General features: G+C 71.6%; 16 protein-coding genes. 9 read left to right on the forward strand and 7 right to left on the reverse strand.

Going from position 1 to position 16,134, the window contains the following annotated elements; all coding sequences use genetic code 11:
- Positions 1–11 precede the first annotated feature (11 nt).
- The gene (locus tag E4198_RS22465) at positions 12–1,571 is read right to left on the reverse strand and encodes a S8 family serine peptidase (RefSeq protein WP_136184747.1); all 1,560 of its coding nucleotides are present in this window, start codon (positions 1,569–1,571) and stop codon (positions 12–14) included.
- A gap of 245 nt (positions 1,572–1,816) precedes the next feature.
- On the opposite strand from E4198_RS22465, the gene E4198_RS22470 reads away from it, so the two are divergent.
- The 3 genes from E4198_RS22470 to moaA all read left to right on the forward strand — a co-directional run bounded on the left by E4198_RS22470 (position 1,817) and on the right by moaA (position 4,930).
- Positions 1,817–2,170, forward strand: coding sequence for a DUF485 domain-containing protein (locus E4198_RS22470; protein ID WP_051307716.1), 354 nt, complete (start codon positions 1,817–1,819; stop codon positions 2,168–2,170).
- Positions 2,167–3,792, forward strand: coding sequence for a cation acetate symporter (locus E4198_RS22475; RefSeq protein ID WP_136184749.1), 1,626 nt, complete (start codon positions 2,167–2,169; stop codon positions 3,790–3,792). The genes E4198_RS22470 and E4198_RS22475 overlap by 4 nt, the downstream gene beginning before the upstream one ends.
- A 148-nt stretch (positions 3,793–3,940) precedes the next feature.
- On the forward strand, positions 3,941–4,930 hold the full coding sequence (gene moaA / locus E4198_RS22480; protein ID WP_247597801.1) for a GTP 3',8-cyclase MoaA: 990 nt from the start codon (positions 3,941–3,943) through the stop codon (positions 4,928–4,930).
- A gap of 45 nt (positions 4,931–4,975) precedes the next feature.
- Here the strand turns inward: moaA and E4198_RS22485 are convergent, their stop codons facing one another.
- Both E4198_RS22485 and E4198_RS22490 read right to left on the reverse strand, forming a co-directional pair.
- Positions 4,976–5,251 carry a hypothetical protein gene (locus tag E4198_RS22485; RefSeq protein ID WP_136184751.1) on the reverse strand — a complete coding sequence of 92 codons (276 nt, stop codon included), beginning with the start codon at positions 5,249–5,251 and terminating at the stop codon, positions 4,976–4,978.
- 198 nt (positions 5,252–5,449) lie between these two features.
- Complete coding sequence (locus E4198_RS22490; protein WP_136184752.1) at positions 5,450–5,842, reverse strand: DUF3099 domain-containing protein; 393 nt, start codon at positions 5,840–5,842, stop codon at positions 5,450–5,452.
- 188 nt (positions 5,843–6,030) lie between these two features.
- On the opposite strand from E4198_RS22490, the gene E4198_RS22495 reads away from it, so the two are divergent.
- Entirely contained in the window at positions 6,031–6,327 is a 297-nt protein-coding gene (locus E4198_RS22495; protein WP_136184753.1) for a GlsB/YeaQ/YmgE family stress response membrane protein, read from the forward strand.
- A 31-nt stretch (positions 6,328–6,358) separates the two neighbouring features.
- Here E4198_RS22495 and tyrS read toward each other — a convergent pair whose 3' ends face one another.
- From tyrS to E4198_RS22510, 3 genes are all read right to left on the reverse strand, one after another.
- Positions 6,359–7,768 carry a tyrosine--tRNA ligase gene (gene tyrS / locus E4198_RS22500; RefSeq protein ID WP_136184754.1) on the reverse strand — a complete coding sequence of 470 codons (1,410 nt, stop codon included), beginning with the start codon at positions 7,766–7,768 and terminating at the stop codon, positions 6,359–6,361.
- Between the two features lie 134 nt (positions 7,769–7,902).
- Entirely contained in the window at positions 7,903–9,309 is a 1,407-nt protein-coding gene (locus tag E4198_RS22505) for a TldD/PmbA family protein (RefSeq protein ID WP_136184755.1), read from the reverse strand.
- The gene (locus E4198_RS22510) at positions 9,306–10,832 is read right to left on the reverse strand and encodes a TldD/PmbA family protein (RefSeq protein ID WP_210732881.1); all 1,527 of its coding nucleotides are present in this window, start codon (positions 10,830–10,832) and stop codon (positions 9,306–9,308) included. Before E4198_RS22510 ends, E4198_RS22505 begins: the two co-directional genes overlap by 4 nt.
- Positions 10,833–11,087: 255 nt before the next feature.
- On the opposite strand from E4198_RS22510, the gene fabG reads away from it, so the two are divergent.
- The 3 genes from fabG (at position 11,088) to E4198_RS22525 (ending at position 13,710) form a co-directional block, all read left to right on the forward strand.
- A complete protein-coding gene (gene fabG / locus E4198_RS22515; protein ID WP_136184756.1) occupies positions 11,088–11,792 on the forward strand; it encodes a 3-oxoacyl-[acyl-carrier-protein] reductase in 705 nt (234 codons plus the stop codon).
- Between the two features lie 4 nt (positions 11,793–11,796).
- Positions 11,797–12,576, forward strand: coding sequence for an enoyl-ACP reductase FabI (gene fabI, locus E4198_RS22520; RefSeq protein WP_136184757.1), 780 nt, complete (start codon positions 11,797–11,799; stop codon positions 12,574–12,576).
- Positions 12,577–12,693: 117 nt separating this feature from the next.
- Positions 12,694–13,710, forward strand: coding sequence for a Gfo/Idh/MocA family oxidoreductase (locus E4198_RS22525; protein WP_136184758.1), 1,017 nt, complete (start codon positions 12,694–12,696; stop codon positions 13,708–13,710).
- A gap of 54 nt (positions 13,711–13,764) precedes the next feature.
- Here E4198_RS22525 and E4198_RS22530 read toward each other — a convergent pair whose 3' ends face one another.
- Complete coding sequence (locus tag E4198_RS22530) at positions 13,765–14,451, reverse strand: FadR/GntR family transcriptional regulator (protein ID WP_136184759.1); 687 nt, start codon at positions 14,449–14,451, stop codon at positions 13,765–13,767.
- A gap of 65 nt (positions 14,452–14,516) precedes the next feature.
- On the opposite strand from E4198_RS22530, the gene E4198_RS22535 reads away from it, so the two are divergent.
- Together E4198_RS22535 and E4198_RS25740 are read left to right on the forward strand one after the other, a co-directional pair.
- Complete coding sequence (locus E4198_RS22535) at positions 14,517–15,845, forward strand: MFS transporter (protein WP_136184760.1); 1,329 nt, start codon at positions 14,517–14,519, stop codon at positions 15,843–15,845.
- A 16-nt stretch (positions 15,846–15,861) separates the two neighbouring features.
- On the forward strand, positions 15,862–15,978 hold the full coding sequence (locus E4198_RS25740; RefSeq protein ID WP_281727999.1) for an SGM_5486 family transporter-associated protein: 117 nt from the start codon (positions 15,862–15,864) through the stop codon (positions 15,976–15,978).
- Positions 15,979–16,134 lie beyond the last annotated feature (156 nt).

Raw genomic sequence — 16,134 nt, forward strand, 5'->3', positions numbered from 1 at the left:
CCCGTGGAGTGTCACTTCCGGACGGCGTCCAGCGCGTCGACGATGCCGTAGCCGTAGAAGCTGTTGATCTTGGCGTTGCCGGTGCACTCGGCGTTCACCTCGCCGTCGCCGTCGGGGTCGTACGGCCCCTCGGGACAGCCCGGGTTGTCGGCCCGTGCCTTCAGGCGCCACTGGATCTCCTGCGGCGTGGCGCGCCGGTGCTCGCTCTTGACGAGCGCGGCGACGCCGGCCACGTGCGGGGCGGCCATCGAGGTGCCCTGGAGGAAGGCGTAGTCGCCGTCGGGCATGGTGGACAGCACGCGGCCGTTCTTGCCGTCGCCCTCGGGGACCTGGTAGCGGTCGCCGCCCGGGGCGGCGACGTCCACGACGCCGTCGCCGTAGTTGGAGTAGTACGACTTCAGTGACTGGTCGCCGGTGGCGGAGACGGTCACCACGCCCGGCAGCTGTGCCGGGAGGTCCAGGCACTCGGACGGGTCGATGGTGCGCTCGACGGGTGTGGAGTCGTCCGGACTGGTCGCGTCGACGAGTTCGTCCGCGGCCAGGTCCTGGGCGGAGTTGCCGGCCGAGGCGACGTTGAGGACGCCCTCGTCCTCCGCGTACTCGGCGGCCCGTCCGACGGCCTCCAGGATGGCAGCCTGGTCCTCGTGGTCCGGGCAGTTGTAGAGCCAGGGGTCGGTGTAGTAGCTGTTGTTCGTCACCTCGATGCCCTGCTCGGCGGCGAACATGAAGGCGCACACCACGGCCTCGGTGTAGAAGAGGCTGGAGCCCTGCTCGGCCACCTTGATCGAGGAGACCTTCACCCCGGGTGCCACGCCGGCGATGCCGACGTCGTTGCGCGGAGCGGCGATGATGCCCGCCACGTGCGTGCCGTGGTAGTGGCCGCCCTCCGCGTAGGGCCGCCAGGCGCCCCACGAGGTGTCGGGCTCGCCGCCGACGCAGTTGGCGGACTGGGTGGGGGCGAAGTTCCTCCGCAGGTCCGGGTGGGTGTCGTCGACGCCGGTGTCGACCACGGCGACGGTGACGCCGCGGCGTCCGTCGTCGATCGCGTGCGCCCGGTCGGCCTTGATGGCCGGGATGTTCCACTGGAGCGACTCCAGCGGCTCGTCGGGCGCCGCCTTCTTGCGGGCCCCGGGTGAGAGGCGCTGCTCGTCCTTCGCCAGTTCGGCGGCCAGCCGTTCCGGGTCCTTCACGTACTGCGGCTTGCCCACGTCCGTGGTGGCGGCCGCGCTGAGTGGAGCGGTGCGGGTGGCGCCGGCGGAGTCGACGCCGTCGACCGCGCGCATCGTGTCGCCGAAGCCGGGGTCGGTGGAGTGGGCGATGACGACGCCGATCTCCTCCCAGGACGTGACGACGGTGCCGCCGGCGTCCTCGACCTCCCGCTCGACGCGGTCCACGGTGGCGGAGTCGGTCGCGGTGTTGACGACGTAGCTGAGCTTCTCGCCGTCCGCCGCGGGCCGGGCGTCCTGCGCGAGTGCGGTGGACGCGCCGGGCAGGACCGCCAGCGACGCGGTCAGTGCCAGGCCGAGCGGCACCGCCAGCGCGTGCCGCCGTCTGGGCTTCACTGAATCCATGGGGTCTCCATGCCGTTTCGAATGTGACTTCCCGTGGAGGAAGTTAGCCCTGTTGAGTGCAGTTGAGGGGCAGATCCGGAAAGAAAATCGTCGAATCAGACCGGCTTGGCGGCTTTCTCCTTCATCTTTCAACTACCTACCCCTGTTGTACGCAGCGTCATCCCCTTACGATGCGCGAACGGTGTGGCCGGATGTTGTGCAGGTCACACCGAACGTCCGCCTTCCCGACCTCTCTGGGAGTCGCCGTGGATTCCGCATCACACGAAGCGAGCGCCGGTGCCGCGCCACCGGCCGACCGGAACTACATCGAGGTGCAGCGGAGCGCCGAGTTCGTCGCCCTGCGCCGGGCTCACCGGTCGTTCGCCTTCCCCCTCACTGTCGCCTTCATCAGCTGGTACTTCCTGTACGTCCTCCTCTCCATCTACGCCGGTGCGCTGATGGGTACCAAGATCGTCGGCAATATCAACGTGGCATTCGTGTTCGGTGTCGCCCAGTTCGTCACCACGTTCGCCATCGCCTGGTGGTACTCGCGGCACGCTGCCGCGAAGCTCGACCCCGCCGCGGACGCCATCAAGTCACGCCTGGAGGGCGGCGCATGAACACCTACCTGCAGGTCGCCGCGGCGGACGCCAGTGAGCACCGCACGCTGATCATCACGCTCTTCTCCGTCTTCGTGGCCGCCACACTCGGGGTCACCGTGTGGGCCGGACGGCGCACCAAGGACGCCACCGACTACTACGCCGGCGGTCGCTCGTTCAGCGGTTTCCAGAACGGCCTGGCCATCTCCGGCGACTACATGTCCGCCGCCTCGTTCCTGGGTATCGCCGGTGCCATCTCGCTCTTCGGATACGACGGCTTCCTCTACTCCATCGGCTTCCTCGTCGCCTGGCTGGTCGCGCTGCTGCTGGTCGCCGAGCCGCTGCGCAACTCCGGCCGCTTCACCATGGGTGACGTGCTCGCCTACCGGATGCGCCAGCGGCCGGTCCGCACGGCCGCGGGCGTGTCCACCATCGTGGTGTCGATCTTCTACCTGCTTGCCCAGATGGTCGGCGCCGGCGCCCTGGTGGCGCTGCTGCTCGGCGTGTCCGGCGACGCGGGGAAGAACATCATCGTCGTGCTCGTGGGCGTCGTGATGATCCTCTACGTCACCATCGGCGGCATGAAGGGCACCACCTGGGTGCAGATGATCAAGGCGTGCCTGCTGATCGCCGGGACCCTGCTCATCACGTTCCTCGTCATGCTGAAGTTCGACTTCAACATCTCCACGCTGCTCGGCGCGGCCGCCGAGAACAGCGGGCAGGGAGCAGCGTTCCTGGAGCCGGGCCTCAAGTACGGCGTCTCGACCACCACCGAGATCGACTTCATCTCCCTCGGCCTCGCCCTGGTGCTCGGCACGGCCGGCCTGCCGCACATCCTCATCCGCTTCTACACGGTGCCCACCGCCCGTGCGGCGCGGAAGTCGGTCATCTGGGCCATCGGCATCATCGGCGCCTTCTACCTGATGACCATCGCCCTCGGTTTCGGCGCGGCGGCGCTGCTCTCCCGGAAGGAGATCACCGAGTCCGACGCGGCCGGCAACACCGCCGCCCCTCTGCTGGCGCAGAACATCGGCGGGGGCGCCGACTCGGCGGGTGGCGCGATCCTGCTCGCCGTCATCTGCGCGGTCGCCTTCGCCACGATCCTCGCGGTGGTGGCCGGTCTCACTCTTGCCTCGTCCTCCTCCTTCGCGCACGACCTGTACGCGAACGTGATCCGCAAGGGAAAGGCCTCCGACCGGGAGGAGGTCAAGGCCGCACGGCTCTCCTCCATCCTGATCGGCGGCGTGGCCATCGTGCTGGGCATCTTCGCCGGCAAGCTGAACGTGGCCTTCCTGGTGGCGCTCGCCTTCGCGGTCGCCGCGTCCGCGAACCTGCCGACGATCCTCTACAGCCTCTTCTGGAAGCGCTTCAACACCGCCGGGTCGCTGTGGTCCATCTACGGCGGCCTGTCCTCGTCTGTGCTGCTGGTGGTGTTCTCCCCGGTCGTCTCCGGCAACCCGAGCGCCATGTTCCCCGGCGCCGACTTCCAGTGGTTCCCGCTGAACAACCCCGGTCTGGTGTCGATCCCGCTCGGGTTCCTGCTCGGCTGGCTGGGCACCGTGGTGTCGAAGAACGAGGACGTGGACGGCCGGAAGTACGCAGAACTGGAGGTCCGCTCGCTGACCGGCAGCGGCGCGCACTGACGGCCGGCTCCCCGCAGCCAGCCCCATCGGGCGGCCCGACCACGTTCCGTGCTCCCTCGTCACTTCAACGAACTGTTGAATGTCGGCGCTCTCGCGTACGCTGCGAAGCAGTTGCGAGACAATGGAAGCCACCGTGGAAGGGCCGCCCATGCTGCTCGACACATACGGCCGGGTCGCGACCGACCTCCGGGTGTCGCTCACCGACCGGTGCAACCTGCGCTGCACCTACTGCATGCCCGAGGAGGGGCTGCAGTGGCTGGCCAAGCCGCAGCTCCTGACGGACGACGAGATCGTCCGGCTCATCCGCATCGCCGTCACCGGCCTCGGCGTCGACGAGGTCCGCTTCACCGGCGGCGAGCCGCTGCTGCGCCCAGGGCTCGTCGGCATCGTGGAGCGCTGCGCCGCGCTCGAACCGCGCCCGCAGCTCTCGCTCACCACCAACGGCATCGGTCTGGAACGCACCGCCGCCGCGCTCCGCGACGCCGGCCTCGACCGGGTCAACGTCTCGCTGGACACCCTGCGGCCTGAGGTCTTCCAGAGGATGACCCGCCGCAAGCGGCACGCCGACGTGCTGCGCGGTCTGGAGGCGGCGCGCGCCGCCGGCCTCACCCCCGTCAAGGTCAACACTGTGCTGATGCCCGGCCTCAACGACGACGAGGCACCCGACCTGCTCGCCTGGGCCGTGGAGAACGACTATGAGCTGCGGTTCATCGAGCAGATGCCGCTGGACGCCCAGCACGGCTGGCAGCGCGACGGCATGATCATGGCAGGAGACATCCTCGAGTCGCTGCGCACCCGATTCACCCTCACGCCCGAGGGCGAGGAGGCCCGCGGCTCCGCGCCCGCCGAACGCTGGACCGTCGACGGCGGCCCGCACCGTGTCGGCGTCATCGCGTCCGTCACGCGGCCGTTCTGCCGTGCCTGCGACCGCACGCGCCTCACCGCGGACGGACAGGTCCGCACCTGCCTGTTCGCCCGGGAGGAGTCGGATCTGCGCGGCGCACTGCGCGGCGGGGCCGAGGACGCCGAGGTCGCCCGGCTGTGGAAGCAGGCCATGTGGGGGAAGAAGGCGGGCGCCGGCATCGACGATCCCTCCTTCGTCCAGCCCGACCGTCCGATGTCGGCGATCGGCGGCTGAACCGGTCGGCTGCGGCCGACAGGAGGGACCGCCCGGTCCTCCCGCTCAGTCCGCGTCCCCCGGTGCCGCCCCCTCGCCCCGCTCGCCGGGCGTGTCCCGCTCCTCCGCGGCCTGCCATTCCGTCAGGCGCACCACGTCCTTGAGGAATCCGCGCATGCCCAGGAACGAGGACAGGTGCTCCCGGTGCTCCTCGCAGGCCAGCCAGGTCTTGCGGCGGTCGGGCGTGTGCAGCTTGGGGTTGTTCCAGGCCAGGACCCACACGGCAGGCTCCCGGCAGCCCTTGGCGGAGCAGATCGGCGACTCGTGGTTCTGCGCAGACATCACGCCCCCATCCAACACCACGGGAGCGGTGGAAAAGGCGACGCCGGGCGGCCACGGGGGGAGCCGCCCGGCGTCGGTCCGTCGCTCCGACGGGGGATGCGGAGCGCCTTCGAAGTATGGCACGGGCACACCCGCGCACGGCAGCGGAACTGGACGATTCCCCTGACCTTTTCCCGGCCCTTTGCATGGGCCGGCGGTTCAACGGCCGCCGTCGGCAGACCCGTTGACCTCCTCCGACCGGTCGGTCCCGCGCGGCTCGCCCGCAGGCGTCCCCTCGTCCGGGCGCTCCGTCGCACCCGGCCCGAGCACGGGACGGCTCGGACCCGTCACCAGCGTCGGCGGCATGTCCCGCACCCGCTCCCGTCCCGCGTTCGCGATCACCACGGCGACGTACGGCAGCGTGGCACCGAGGACGAGCGTGACCACGGCGAGCGGCCGCTGCACGTTCCACAGGATCACCGTCAGCAGGACCGCGAGCGTGCGGATCAGCATCGAGACCACATAACGCCGCTGACGCCCGCGGACGTCGTCCTCCAGGCCCTGCCGTGCTCCGGTGATCCGGAAGACCTGGGGACCCTTCTGCTTGCGCAACACGCTCCACCACCCGCTCGTGCGCCGGTCACACCACGTTCCGGACGTCTCCCACGGTACGCCGCCCCGCCCGGCCCACCGATACCGGCCCGCGGCCCGCAGCGGGTGCACCCTCGGGACGCCCGTACGACACTGGCACAGGGCACGCGACCGGCGTGTCCGGAGCGCCGTCCACCGGGAGGCGAGAGATGAACTGGCTGTGGGCCCTCGTGGTCGGGCTGGTGCTGGGCGTACTCGCCCGCGCCATCCTCCCCGGCAAGCAGCACATCCCCCTGTGGCTGACCGTGATCTTCGGGATGCTGGGGGGCCTGCTGGGCAACGCCGTCTCCGGCTGGGCCGGAGTGGCGGACACCTCCGGCATCGACTGGATCCGGCACGTGCTGCAGCTCGCCGGGGCCGTGCTGATCGTCGCTCTCGGAGCGCCGCTGTGGGCCAGCATCCGCGGGAAACGCGGGACGCGGGAGCAGGGCCGCCGGGCCGCCTGAGCCGGCGTCCGGCGGCCCGTGGGAACGGCGGTTACGCCCCCCGGACCTCGGCGATCTTCCGCCCGGCCTTGAGGTAGACCGTGCCGGACAGACCCGCCTCGGCGAGCTTCTCCGGTACCACCTCGCCCAGCGGGCGCAGCGCGTCCGCTTCTGGGAGGACGAGGGCCTTCTGTTCCCCGCCGGTCTCCACGATCAGCCGCAGCCCGTTCTGCTTGGCGATCCGGCGGGCCGCGGATGCACTCGGCGTGAACTCCAGGACCTTGCTGAGCAGCGCCGCGATGCCTTCGCCTCCGTGCTCGGCCAGATCCAGCGAGGGCAGCGACTCCACGTCGGAGAAGGACTTCTTCGAGAACTGCGCGACGAACCCGGCGCGCGCCTTCATCGCGGTCTCCACGCCGTACAGCGCGGTCACGACCTCGCCCGCCAGCACCTTCTTCAGGTCCATCGGGTGCAGGTCCCGCTTCTCCACCCGGGCCAGCGCCTGCTCGATCTCCGGGTCGGTCCATTCCGTCCACGCCCGCAGGTAGGGGGCCATCAGCCGGTCCGGGATGGACATGATCTTGCCGAAGACGTCCTCCGCGGACGCGGTGAGCGGGATGTAGTTGCCCTTCGACTTCGACATCTTGGCGCCCGTGCCGTCGGTGCCCTCGATGAGAGGCATGGTGGCGACCAGTTGCGGCCGCTGTCCGTAGACCTCCATGATCTTGCGGCCCATCTGCATGTTCAGCAGCTGGTCCACGCCGCCCAGCTCGATCCCCGCCTCGATCTCCGCGGAGTCGATGGCCATGGCGACGGGGTAGATCAGCTCCGACATCGTCAGCCCGGAGCCGGCCGCCAGCCGGTTGCGGAAGTCCTCGCGCTGGAGCAGCTGCGAGGCCGGGATCTGCGAAAGGATGCCGATCAGCCGCGGCAGCGTGATCCTGGCCAGCCACTCGCTGTTGTGCCGGAACCGCACCTTTTCGAAGTCGAAGAACGGCCGCACCTGGTCCCGGTAGCCCGCCAGATTGCGCGCGATGTCTTCGTCCGTCAGCGGCGGACGCTCCGCCGTGCGGCCCGACGGGTCGCCGATCTTCGCCGTGATGTCGCCGATGATGAGCGTCACGTCGTGGCCCATCCGCTGGAAGCGGCTGAGCACGATGATCGGCACGGCGTGCCCGAGGTGGATGTCCGTGGCGGTCGGGTCGATGCCCAGCTTGACGTGCAGAGATCCACCCGCGGCCCGACGGGTCTCGATCTCCTCGGCCAGCTTCTCCTCCGACGGCAGCAGGTCCACCGTGCGGGCGGCGATCAGCGCGGCCTGCTCCCCGGCGGACAGGTCGCCGAGGTCCAGATACCGCCGCGACCCGGTCTCGGCGAGCAGCTGCTCGACGGTCGGGTCGGAGGAGAGGTCCTGGGCCAGCAGGGCGCTTGCCCGCTGCACGGAGTCGCCGAGGCGTGTCACGTCTGTCGCCTTAAGAGATCGGTGTCGGATGGATGCGGAACAGAGTCTATGCGGGGCCGCCGCCACCCCCGCGCACGCGGGCGGCCCGGGGGCGCGGGGCGGTTCCCCCACGCGGTGGCGGCGGCTCGCGGGGCTCACACGCCCCGGCTGACCGAGCTCATGTGGAAGTCGGGCACCCGCAGCGGGGGCATCGCCGCGCGGGTGAAGTAGTCGGACCACTCGCGGGGCAGCGTCCGCTCGGTCCGGCCTGCCTCCGTGACGCGGGACAGCAGGCTGACCGGCGACTCGTTGAACCGGAAGTTGTTCACCGCACCCGTCACCTCGCCGTTCTCCACCAGGTAGACCCCGTCCCGGGTGAGGCCGGTGAGCAGCAGTGTCGCCGGGTCCACCTCGCGGATATACCACAGGCAGGTCAGCAGCAGGCCGCGCTCGGTGCGCGCCACCATGTCCTCCAGCGACGCGCCCCCGCCCGCAGAGCCCCCGGCCTCCAGGACCAGGTTTCCCGCCTCCGGCGCGACCGGCAGCCCCGTCAGGCCGGCGCTGTACCGGGAGGTGAGCAGCGAAGTGAGTGCGCCGTCGCGGATCCAGTCGGTGGCCGCCACGGGAAGACCGTTGTCGAACACGGAAGCGTCGTCGCCCGACGCGTGCGCCAGCACGAATGGCGCGGCCTCCAGCCCCGGCGCGTGCGGGTCGCTGCGCAGCGTCAGCGGCAGTTCGGACAGCCGCTCGCCGACCCGGGTACCGCCCCCGGGCCGGCTGAACACCGTCCGCCCCTCGGCCGCGTTGCGCGCGCTGGACGACCACAGCTGGTAGATCAGCAGGTCCGCCACGGCCGTCGGCGGCAGCAGCGTCTCGTACCGGCCCGCAGGCAGCTCCACCCGGTGTTCCGCCCAGGCCAGCCGCTGCGCCAGCTCCGTCTCCAGGGCCGCCGGGTCGACGTCCGCGAAGTCCCGCGTGTACCGGCCGGCCCACGCCGAACGGGACAGGTCGCGCGACTTGGCGTTCAGCTCGACCGTGCCGGTCGGCTGGTCGTGCCGCAGCCGCAGCCCCGCGGAGGTGCCCAGGTAGCTGGACGTCAGGGAGTGGCTCGCGAAGCCGTACAGCTCACGCCCGCCCGCGTGCGCCCGGGCGAACGACTCCCCGAGCGCGGGGGCGAACGCGCCGAACACGCCGGAGTCGGTCTCGGCCGGGGCGTCGGCGAAGTCCGCCGACACCGGTACGCCCTCCACCAGCGGCTGCGCGTCCTCGGCCGGTCCCGCCGTCCGCGCCGCGTCCTCGGCGGCCCGTACCAGCGGCTCGAGCTCGTCCGGGGTGACCGCGGAGCGGGACACCACGCCGGACGCCGTGCCCTGCCCGCCGTCCACGGTGGCCACCACCGTCAGCCGCCGGCCGCGGGTCACGCCGTTGGTGGTCAGCGCATTGCCGGCCCAGCGCAGATTGGCGGTCGAGGTCTCGTCGGCGATCACCACGCAGCCGTCCGCGCGGGACAGCTCCAGCGCCCGTTCGACGACCTCGTGCGGCTTCCGCGTCGCGCGCCTCATGCGCCCGCCTCCTGCGTGGTGTTGAGAATGTTGACGCCTCGGAAGAGGGCCGAGGGACAGCCGTGCGACACCGCAGCGATCTGGCCCGGCTGCGCCTTGCCGCAGTTGAACGCCCCGCCCAGCACATACGTCTGCGGGCCGCCGACGGCCTCCATCGAGCCCCAGAAGTCGGTGGTGGTCGCCTGGTACGCCACGTCCCGCAGCTGTCCCGCGAGCCGCCCGTTCTCGATCCGGTAGAAGCGCTGCCCGGTGAACTGGAAGTTGTACCGCTGCATGTCGATCGACCAGGACCGGTCGCCCAGCACGTAGATCCCGCGCTCCACACCGCCGATCAGCTCGTCGGTGGACGGCCCGTCCGCCGCGGGCTGCAGCGACACGTTCGCCATCCGCTGCACCGGCACGTGGCCCGGCGAGTCCGCGAACGCGCAGCCGTTGGAGCGCCCGAGCCCGGTCAGCTTCGCGATGCGCCGGTCCAGCTGGTAGCCGACCAGGGTGCCGTTCCGCACCAGGTCCCAGGACTGCGCCTGCACCCCCTCGTCGTCGAAGCCGACGGTGGCCAGGCCACCTTCGGCGGTGCGGTCGCCGGTGACGTGCATCACCTCCGACCCGTAGCGCAGCGTCCCCAGCTGGTCGAACGTCGCGAATGAGGTGCCCGCGTACGCTGCCTCGTAGCCCAGCGCGCGGTCCAGTTCGGTGGCGTGGCCGATCGACTCGTGGATCGTCAGCCACAGGTTGGACGGGTCGACCACCAGGTCGTAGGAGCCCGGCTCGACGCTCGGCGCGCGCAGCTTCTCCGCCAGCAGGTCCGGGACACGGTCCAGCTCGGCGTCCCAGTCCCAGCCCGTGCCCAGCGCGTACTCCCAGCCCCGGCCCACCGGCGGGGCGAGCGTCCGCATCGAGTCGAACTCCCCGGAGTCGAGCACGGCGGTCGCGGTGAGCTGCGGATGCAGCCGCACCCGCTGCTGCGTGGTCACCGTCCCGGCGGTGTCGGCGTAGAACTTGTTCTCCTGCACCGTCAGCAGGCTCGCGTCCACGTGGCTGACGCCGTCCGCGCCCAGCAGCCGCCCGCTCCACTCCGCCAGCAGTCCGGTCTTCTCCGCGTCCGGCACGTCGAACGGGTTCACCTCGTAGGAGGAGATCCACGTCCGCTCGCCGTGTACGGGCTCCTCCGCAAGCTCCACCCTCTCGTCGGAGCCTGCCGCCTCGATCACCCGCGCGGACAGCTTCGCCATCTCCACGGCGCGCGTCGCCACCCGGGCCGCAGCGTCCATGGTCAGGTCCACCCCCGCGGCGAACCCCCACGCCCCGCCGTGCACCACGCGCACCGCGTAGCCGGTGTCCGTGCTGTCCATGGACCCGGCCGGCTTCCCGTCCCGCAGCCGCCACCCGGCGTCCCGGACGCGCTCGAACCGGAAGTCCGCGTGCTCCGCCCCCAGCGCCTTCGCCCGCGCCAGCGCCGCGTCCGCGAGCGCCCGCAACGGCAAGGCGAGGAAGGACGGGTCGATCTTCTGCGCGTGCGCCACGGGCGCCTCCCACTCTCGTCGCTCGGCCAGGGATCATCATGCCCCGACACACCCCGCCGGGGCACGGAATTCCGCGTGCTGCACCCGCCCCACCACGTCGTACGGCACGCCCGCGCTGCACGGTCGCCACTGTGGGGTCCCCACAGTGGCGGGGTCGGGGTGCTGTCCGTGCCGGATTCCGTGCGGGAGGTGCTCGGGAGATAGGTTCGGGAGCAGCGCAGACCAGTGCTCCACACAAGAAAGGGTGGTCCTGCCTTGAGTCGCTCGGTACTCGTCACCGGAGGAAACCGCGGCATCGGCCTCGCCATCGCCCGGTCCTTCGCCGACGCAGGCGACAAGGTCGCCATCACCTACCGGTCGGGGGAGCCGCCGAGCGGTTTCCTCGCGGTGCGGTGCGACATCACCGACCCCGAGCAGGTGGAGCAGGCCTACAAGGAGATCGAGGAGAAGCAGGGCGCGGTCGAGGTGCTGGTGGCCAACGCCGGCGTCACCCGCGACCAGCTTCTGCTCCGCATGTCGGAGGAGGACTTCACCTCCGTTCTGGAGACCAACCTCACCGGTACGTTCCGTGTCGTGAAGCGCGCGACCCGGGGCATGCTGCGGGCACGCCGCGGCCGGGTCGTGCTCATCTCCTCCGTGGTGGGCCTGCTGGGCTCCGCGGGGCAGGCCAACTACGCCGCGTCCAAGGCCGGACTGGTCGGCTTCGCGCGCTCGATCGCCCGTGAACTGGGCTCGCGCAACATCACCTGCAACGTCGTGGCCCCCGGCTTCGTCGACACCGACATGACCAAGGCACTCACCGAGGAGCAGCGCAAGGGCATCGTCGGGCAGGTGCCGCTGGGCCGCTACGCCCAGCCGGAGGAGATCGCCTCCTCGGTCCGCTTCCTCGCTTCCGAGGAGGCCGCGTACATCACCGGAGCCGTCATCCCCGTCGACGGCGGATTGGGCATGGGTCACTGACGACATGAGTGGACTTCTCGCAGGGAAGCGCATCCTGGTCACCGGCGTCCTCACGGACTCCTCGATCGCCTTCCACGTCGCCAAGCTGGCGCAGGAGGAGGGCGCCGAGGTCGTTCTCACCGGCTTCGGGCGGCTCTCACTGGTGCAGCGGATCGCCAAGCGGCTCCCCAAGGAGGCGCCGGTCTTCGAACTGGACGTGCAGAACAAGGAGCAGATGGCCGGCATCGCCGGCCAGGTCGCCGAGCACTTCGGCGACGACGCCTCGCTCGACGGCGTCGTGCACTCCATCGGCTTCGCCCCGCAGGACGCCCTCGGCGGCAACTTCCTGAACACCGAGTGGGAGTCGGTCGCCACGGCGGTGGAGGTCTCCGCGTACTCGCTCAAGTCGCTGACCATGGCGCTGCTCCCGCTGCTGGAGAAGCGCGGCGGCTCCGTCGTCGGCATGGACTTCGACGCGCAGTCCGCGTGGCCGAAGTACGACTGGATGGGAGTCGCGAAGGCCGCGCTGGAGTCGACCTCCCGCTACCTCGCCCGCGACCTGGGCGAGAAGAACATCCGCTGCAACCTCGTCTCCGCCGGGCCGATCAAGTCGATGGCCGCCAAGTCCATTCCGGGTTTCGAGGAGCTGGCGGACGTGTGGAACACCCGTGCCCCGATCAGCTGGGACCTCACCGACCCGGAGCCGGCCGCCCGCGGTGTCGTCGCGCTGCTCTCGGACTGGTTCCCGAAGACCACCGGGGAGATCGTGCACGTCGACGGCGGCGTGCACATGATGGGTGCCTGACCGGGCAGAACACCGGCACCCACCGGCACCCCACCGAGGGGTCTCCGCACGGCGGGCCGCGGCGGCGACCGCGGTCCGCCGTCGCCGCAACACCCCGCCGCCGAGAAGGAGTCCTCCATGCAGATCGGCCTCATCGGCACCGGCCGCATCGGCGCCCTGCACGCGCGAACGCTGCGCGACCTGCCCGGCGTGGACGCGGTCCTCGTCGCCGACGCCGACGCCGAACGGGCCCGCCAACTGGCCGGAACGATCGGGCTGCAGGCCGCCGACGACATCGACGCGCTGTTCGCCGCCCGCCCCGACGGCCTGGTGATCACCGCCGCCACCAGTGCGCATGCCGAACTCCTGCTGCGCGCGCTGGACGAGCGCGTCCCGGTCTTCTGTGAGAAGCCGGTCGCCCTCGACGTGCCCGGCACCGTGGAGATCGTGCGCCGCGCCGAGGACAGCCCGGTGCCCGTGCAGATCGGCTTCCAACGCCGCTTCGACGCCGGCTACCGCGAGGCGCGCCGGGCCCTGCACGCCGGTGAACTCGGACTCCTGCACACGCTGCGCGCCGTCACCGCCGACCAGGCCCCGCCGCACGCCTCGTACATCCCCACCTCCGGCGGCCTGTTCCGCGACTGCTCCATCCACGACTTCGACATCCTGCGTTGGCTGACCGGCCGCGAAGTGGTCTCCGTCTACGCGCAGGGCGCCAACCGCGGGGAGGCGTTCTTCCGCGAGGGCGACGACGTCGACACCTGTGCCGCCCTGCTCCGCTTCGACGACGACGTCCTCGCCACTGTGACCGCCACCCGCTACAACGGCGCCGGCCACGACGTGCGGCTGGAGGTGTGCGGCTCGCGGGACTCGCGCATCGTCGGCCTCGACGAGCGTGCGCCGCTGCCCACCGCCGAGCCCGGTGTCTCCTGGCGGCGCGAGCAGCCGTACGCCACCTTCGCCGACCGGTTCGCGGACGCCTACGTCACCGAGCTGGCCGCGTTCACCGAGGTCGCCGCCGGCCGTGCGGCCAGCCCCTGCACCCCGGCCGACGCCCTGGAGGCGCTGTACGTCGCCGAGGCATGCGACCTGTCCCGCCGCACGGGAGAGCCCGTCGAACTGGCCGGCATCCGCAAGGAGGCCGGGCGCCGGTAGCCTGGCCGGCACGCGTGCGGCGCCGAGGCGTTGGGCGTCGAGAGAGCGGAGAGGTCAGGCGCCGGCCGTCCGCGCTCCGCATCCCCACTCCAGGGCGTACGAGGCGGCCTCGCGCTCGGCCGCCGCGGCGTCACCGTCCCGGATCGCGGCGATCATCCGCGCGTGGTCCAGGTGGTCCTCCGGTCGCAGCCGCTCGCCGACGTCGAAGCGCAGGAACGCCCGGAGTACGTGCCCCAGGTCCGCGTACAGCGCGGTGAGGACGTCGTTGTGGGATGCGGCGACCACCGCCAGGTGCAGGTTGGCGTCCGCCTCGACGAAGCGCTCCACGTCCCCGGACGACCAGGCGGCCTCCCGTCGCTCCAGCAGCGCCTCGAGCTGCACGACGTCCTGTTCGGAGCGCCGCAGCGCGGCCAGCCGCGCCCCGGAGGCCTCCAGGGTGGACCGCAGCTCCGCGACGTGCTGCGGGGCGGCATCCGCGAACCGGCGGTGCATCACACCGGCCAGCTCGCTCGTCGCCACCACATAGGTGCCCGAACCCTGCCGGATGTCGAGCAGCCCGTTGTGTGCGAGGGCCCGGACGGCCTCCCGCACGGTGTTCCGTGCCACGCCCAGCTGCTCGACCAGCTTCGGCTCGGTGGGGATGCGTGAGCCCACCGGCCACTCGCCGGAGGTGATCTGCGCCCGCAACGCCGAGATCACCTGGTCCGCGAGGGCCGAACGGTGCGGTGAGGACAGTGGCATGGATCTCCGTTCCGGGGCGGTCTGCGGAGTGGAATCAATTCATCCCATGATTCTATGATGGTGTCATGGCCACCGCGCAAGACCACCGCACGACTCACAGCGACGACCCGATCCGCACCGGACGGGTGCCCGCCCCGCACCCGGGCACGGCACCCTCCGATGCCGCAGGGGCCGCCGCCCGCCCCGGTTCGTCGTGGACGCTCCGGCTCGTCGTCGTGGGCCTGGTACTGGCCGCGCTCAACCTGCGCCCGGCCATCTCCGGTCTCGGCCCGCTGCTGGAGGAGGTCCGCGCCGGCCTCGGCATGAGCGGCACCTTCGCCGGCCTGCTCACCTCGATGCCGTCGCTGTGCTTCGCGGTCTTCGGCGGCCTCGCGCCGCGCCTGGCCCGCCGCTACGGCCCGGCCGCCGTGCTGGTCGCGGGCATGATCGCGATCACCGCCGGGCTGGCGCTGCGGCCGTTCACCGGCAGCACCGCGCTGTTCTTGGCCGGCAGCGTCCTCGCGCTCGCCGGCATTGCGGTCAGCAACGTGCTGATGCCCGTCGTCGTCAAGCACTGGTTCCCCGGCCGGGTCGGCGCCATGACCGGCCTCTACTCGATGGCGTTGGCCGTCGGCACCGCCGGCGCCGCCGCCGTCACCGTGCCCCTGACCGACGCCCTCGGCGGCAACTGGCGGGTCGGGCTCGCCGCCTGGGCCGTCCTCGGCGCACTTTCCGTCGTCCCCTGGGCCGCCGTCCTGCGCGGCGGCCGGCGTCGCGGCACCGCGGGGGCGTCTTCCCCCGCCGGTGACGCCCGGGCCCGGGACGCCGCCGCGGGCCTGCGCATCAGCCGCTCGCCCACGGCCTGGGCGCTCGGCGTGTTCTTCGGCCTCCAGGCCTCCGCCGCCTACATCACCATGGGCTGGCTGCCGCAGATCTTCCGCGACGCCGGCGTCTCGGCGTCGGCAGCCGGGCTGATGCTCGCCGTCACCATGGGCATGGGCATCCCGCTGTCCTTCGTCCTGCCGCGCGTGGCCGCCCGCATGAGCCACCAGGGCCCACTGGCCGTCGGCCTCGGGGTCTGCGGCCTCGCCGGCTACGCCGGGCTCTGGTTCGCCCCCGCGGAGGGCGCCTGGGCCTGGGTGCTGCTGCTCGGCGTCTCCAACTGCGCGTTTCCGCTGGTCCTCACCATGATCGGCATGCGGTCCCGTACGAGCACCGGAGTCGTCAAGCTGTCCGCGTTCGCCCAGAGCACGGGCTACCTGCTGTCCATCCCCGGTCCCCTCCTCGTCGGCGCCCTGCGGCAGCACAGCGGCGGCTGGCACGCGCCGCTGCTGCTCATGGCCGGACTGATGCTCGCGCAGATCGCCGTGGGCACCCTGGCCGGACGGGACCGGTGCGTCGAGGACGGCCGCTGAGTGCGAGACTGCCCGCATGCCCGTTCTCGAACCCGAACCCCAGGGCGGCCAGAAGAAGCTGCTGCTCCTCTTCGCCGCGATCCTCGGCATCATGGTCGTCATCGGCGTGGTCGCGTCCATCGCGGCGCCCTGACCGCCGCGCCGCGCGAAGACCTCACGTCCCCGTGGCCAGGCGGCCTCGGGGACGTCCCCTAGGGACTCCGGGGGGTTGTCCTCAGGGGACGGTGGGTGGCTCACCGGATGGGGCACCGCTGCCTGCGGCCGTAGTGTCGGGACCAGCCCGACGCAC

It is taken from the genome of Streptomyces sp. RKND-216 (genome assembly GCF_004795255.1).
Taxonomy (GTDB): Bacteria; Actinomycetota; Actinomycetes; order Streptomycetales; family Streptomycetaceae; genus Streptomyces; species Streptomyces hazeniae.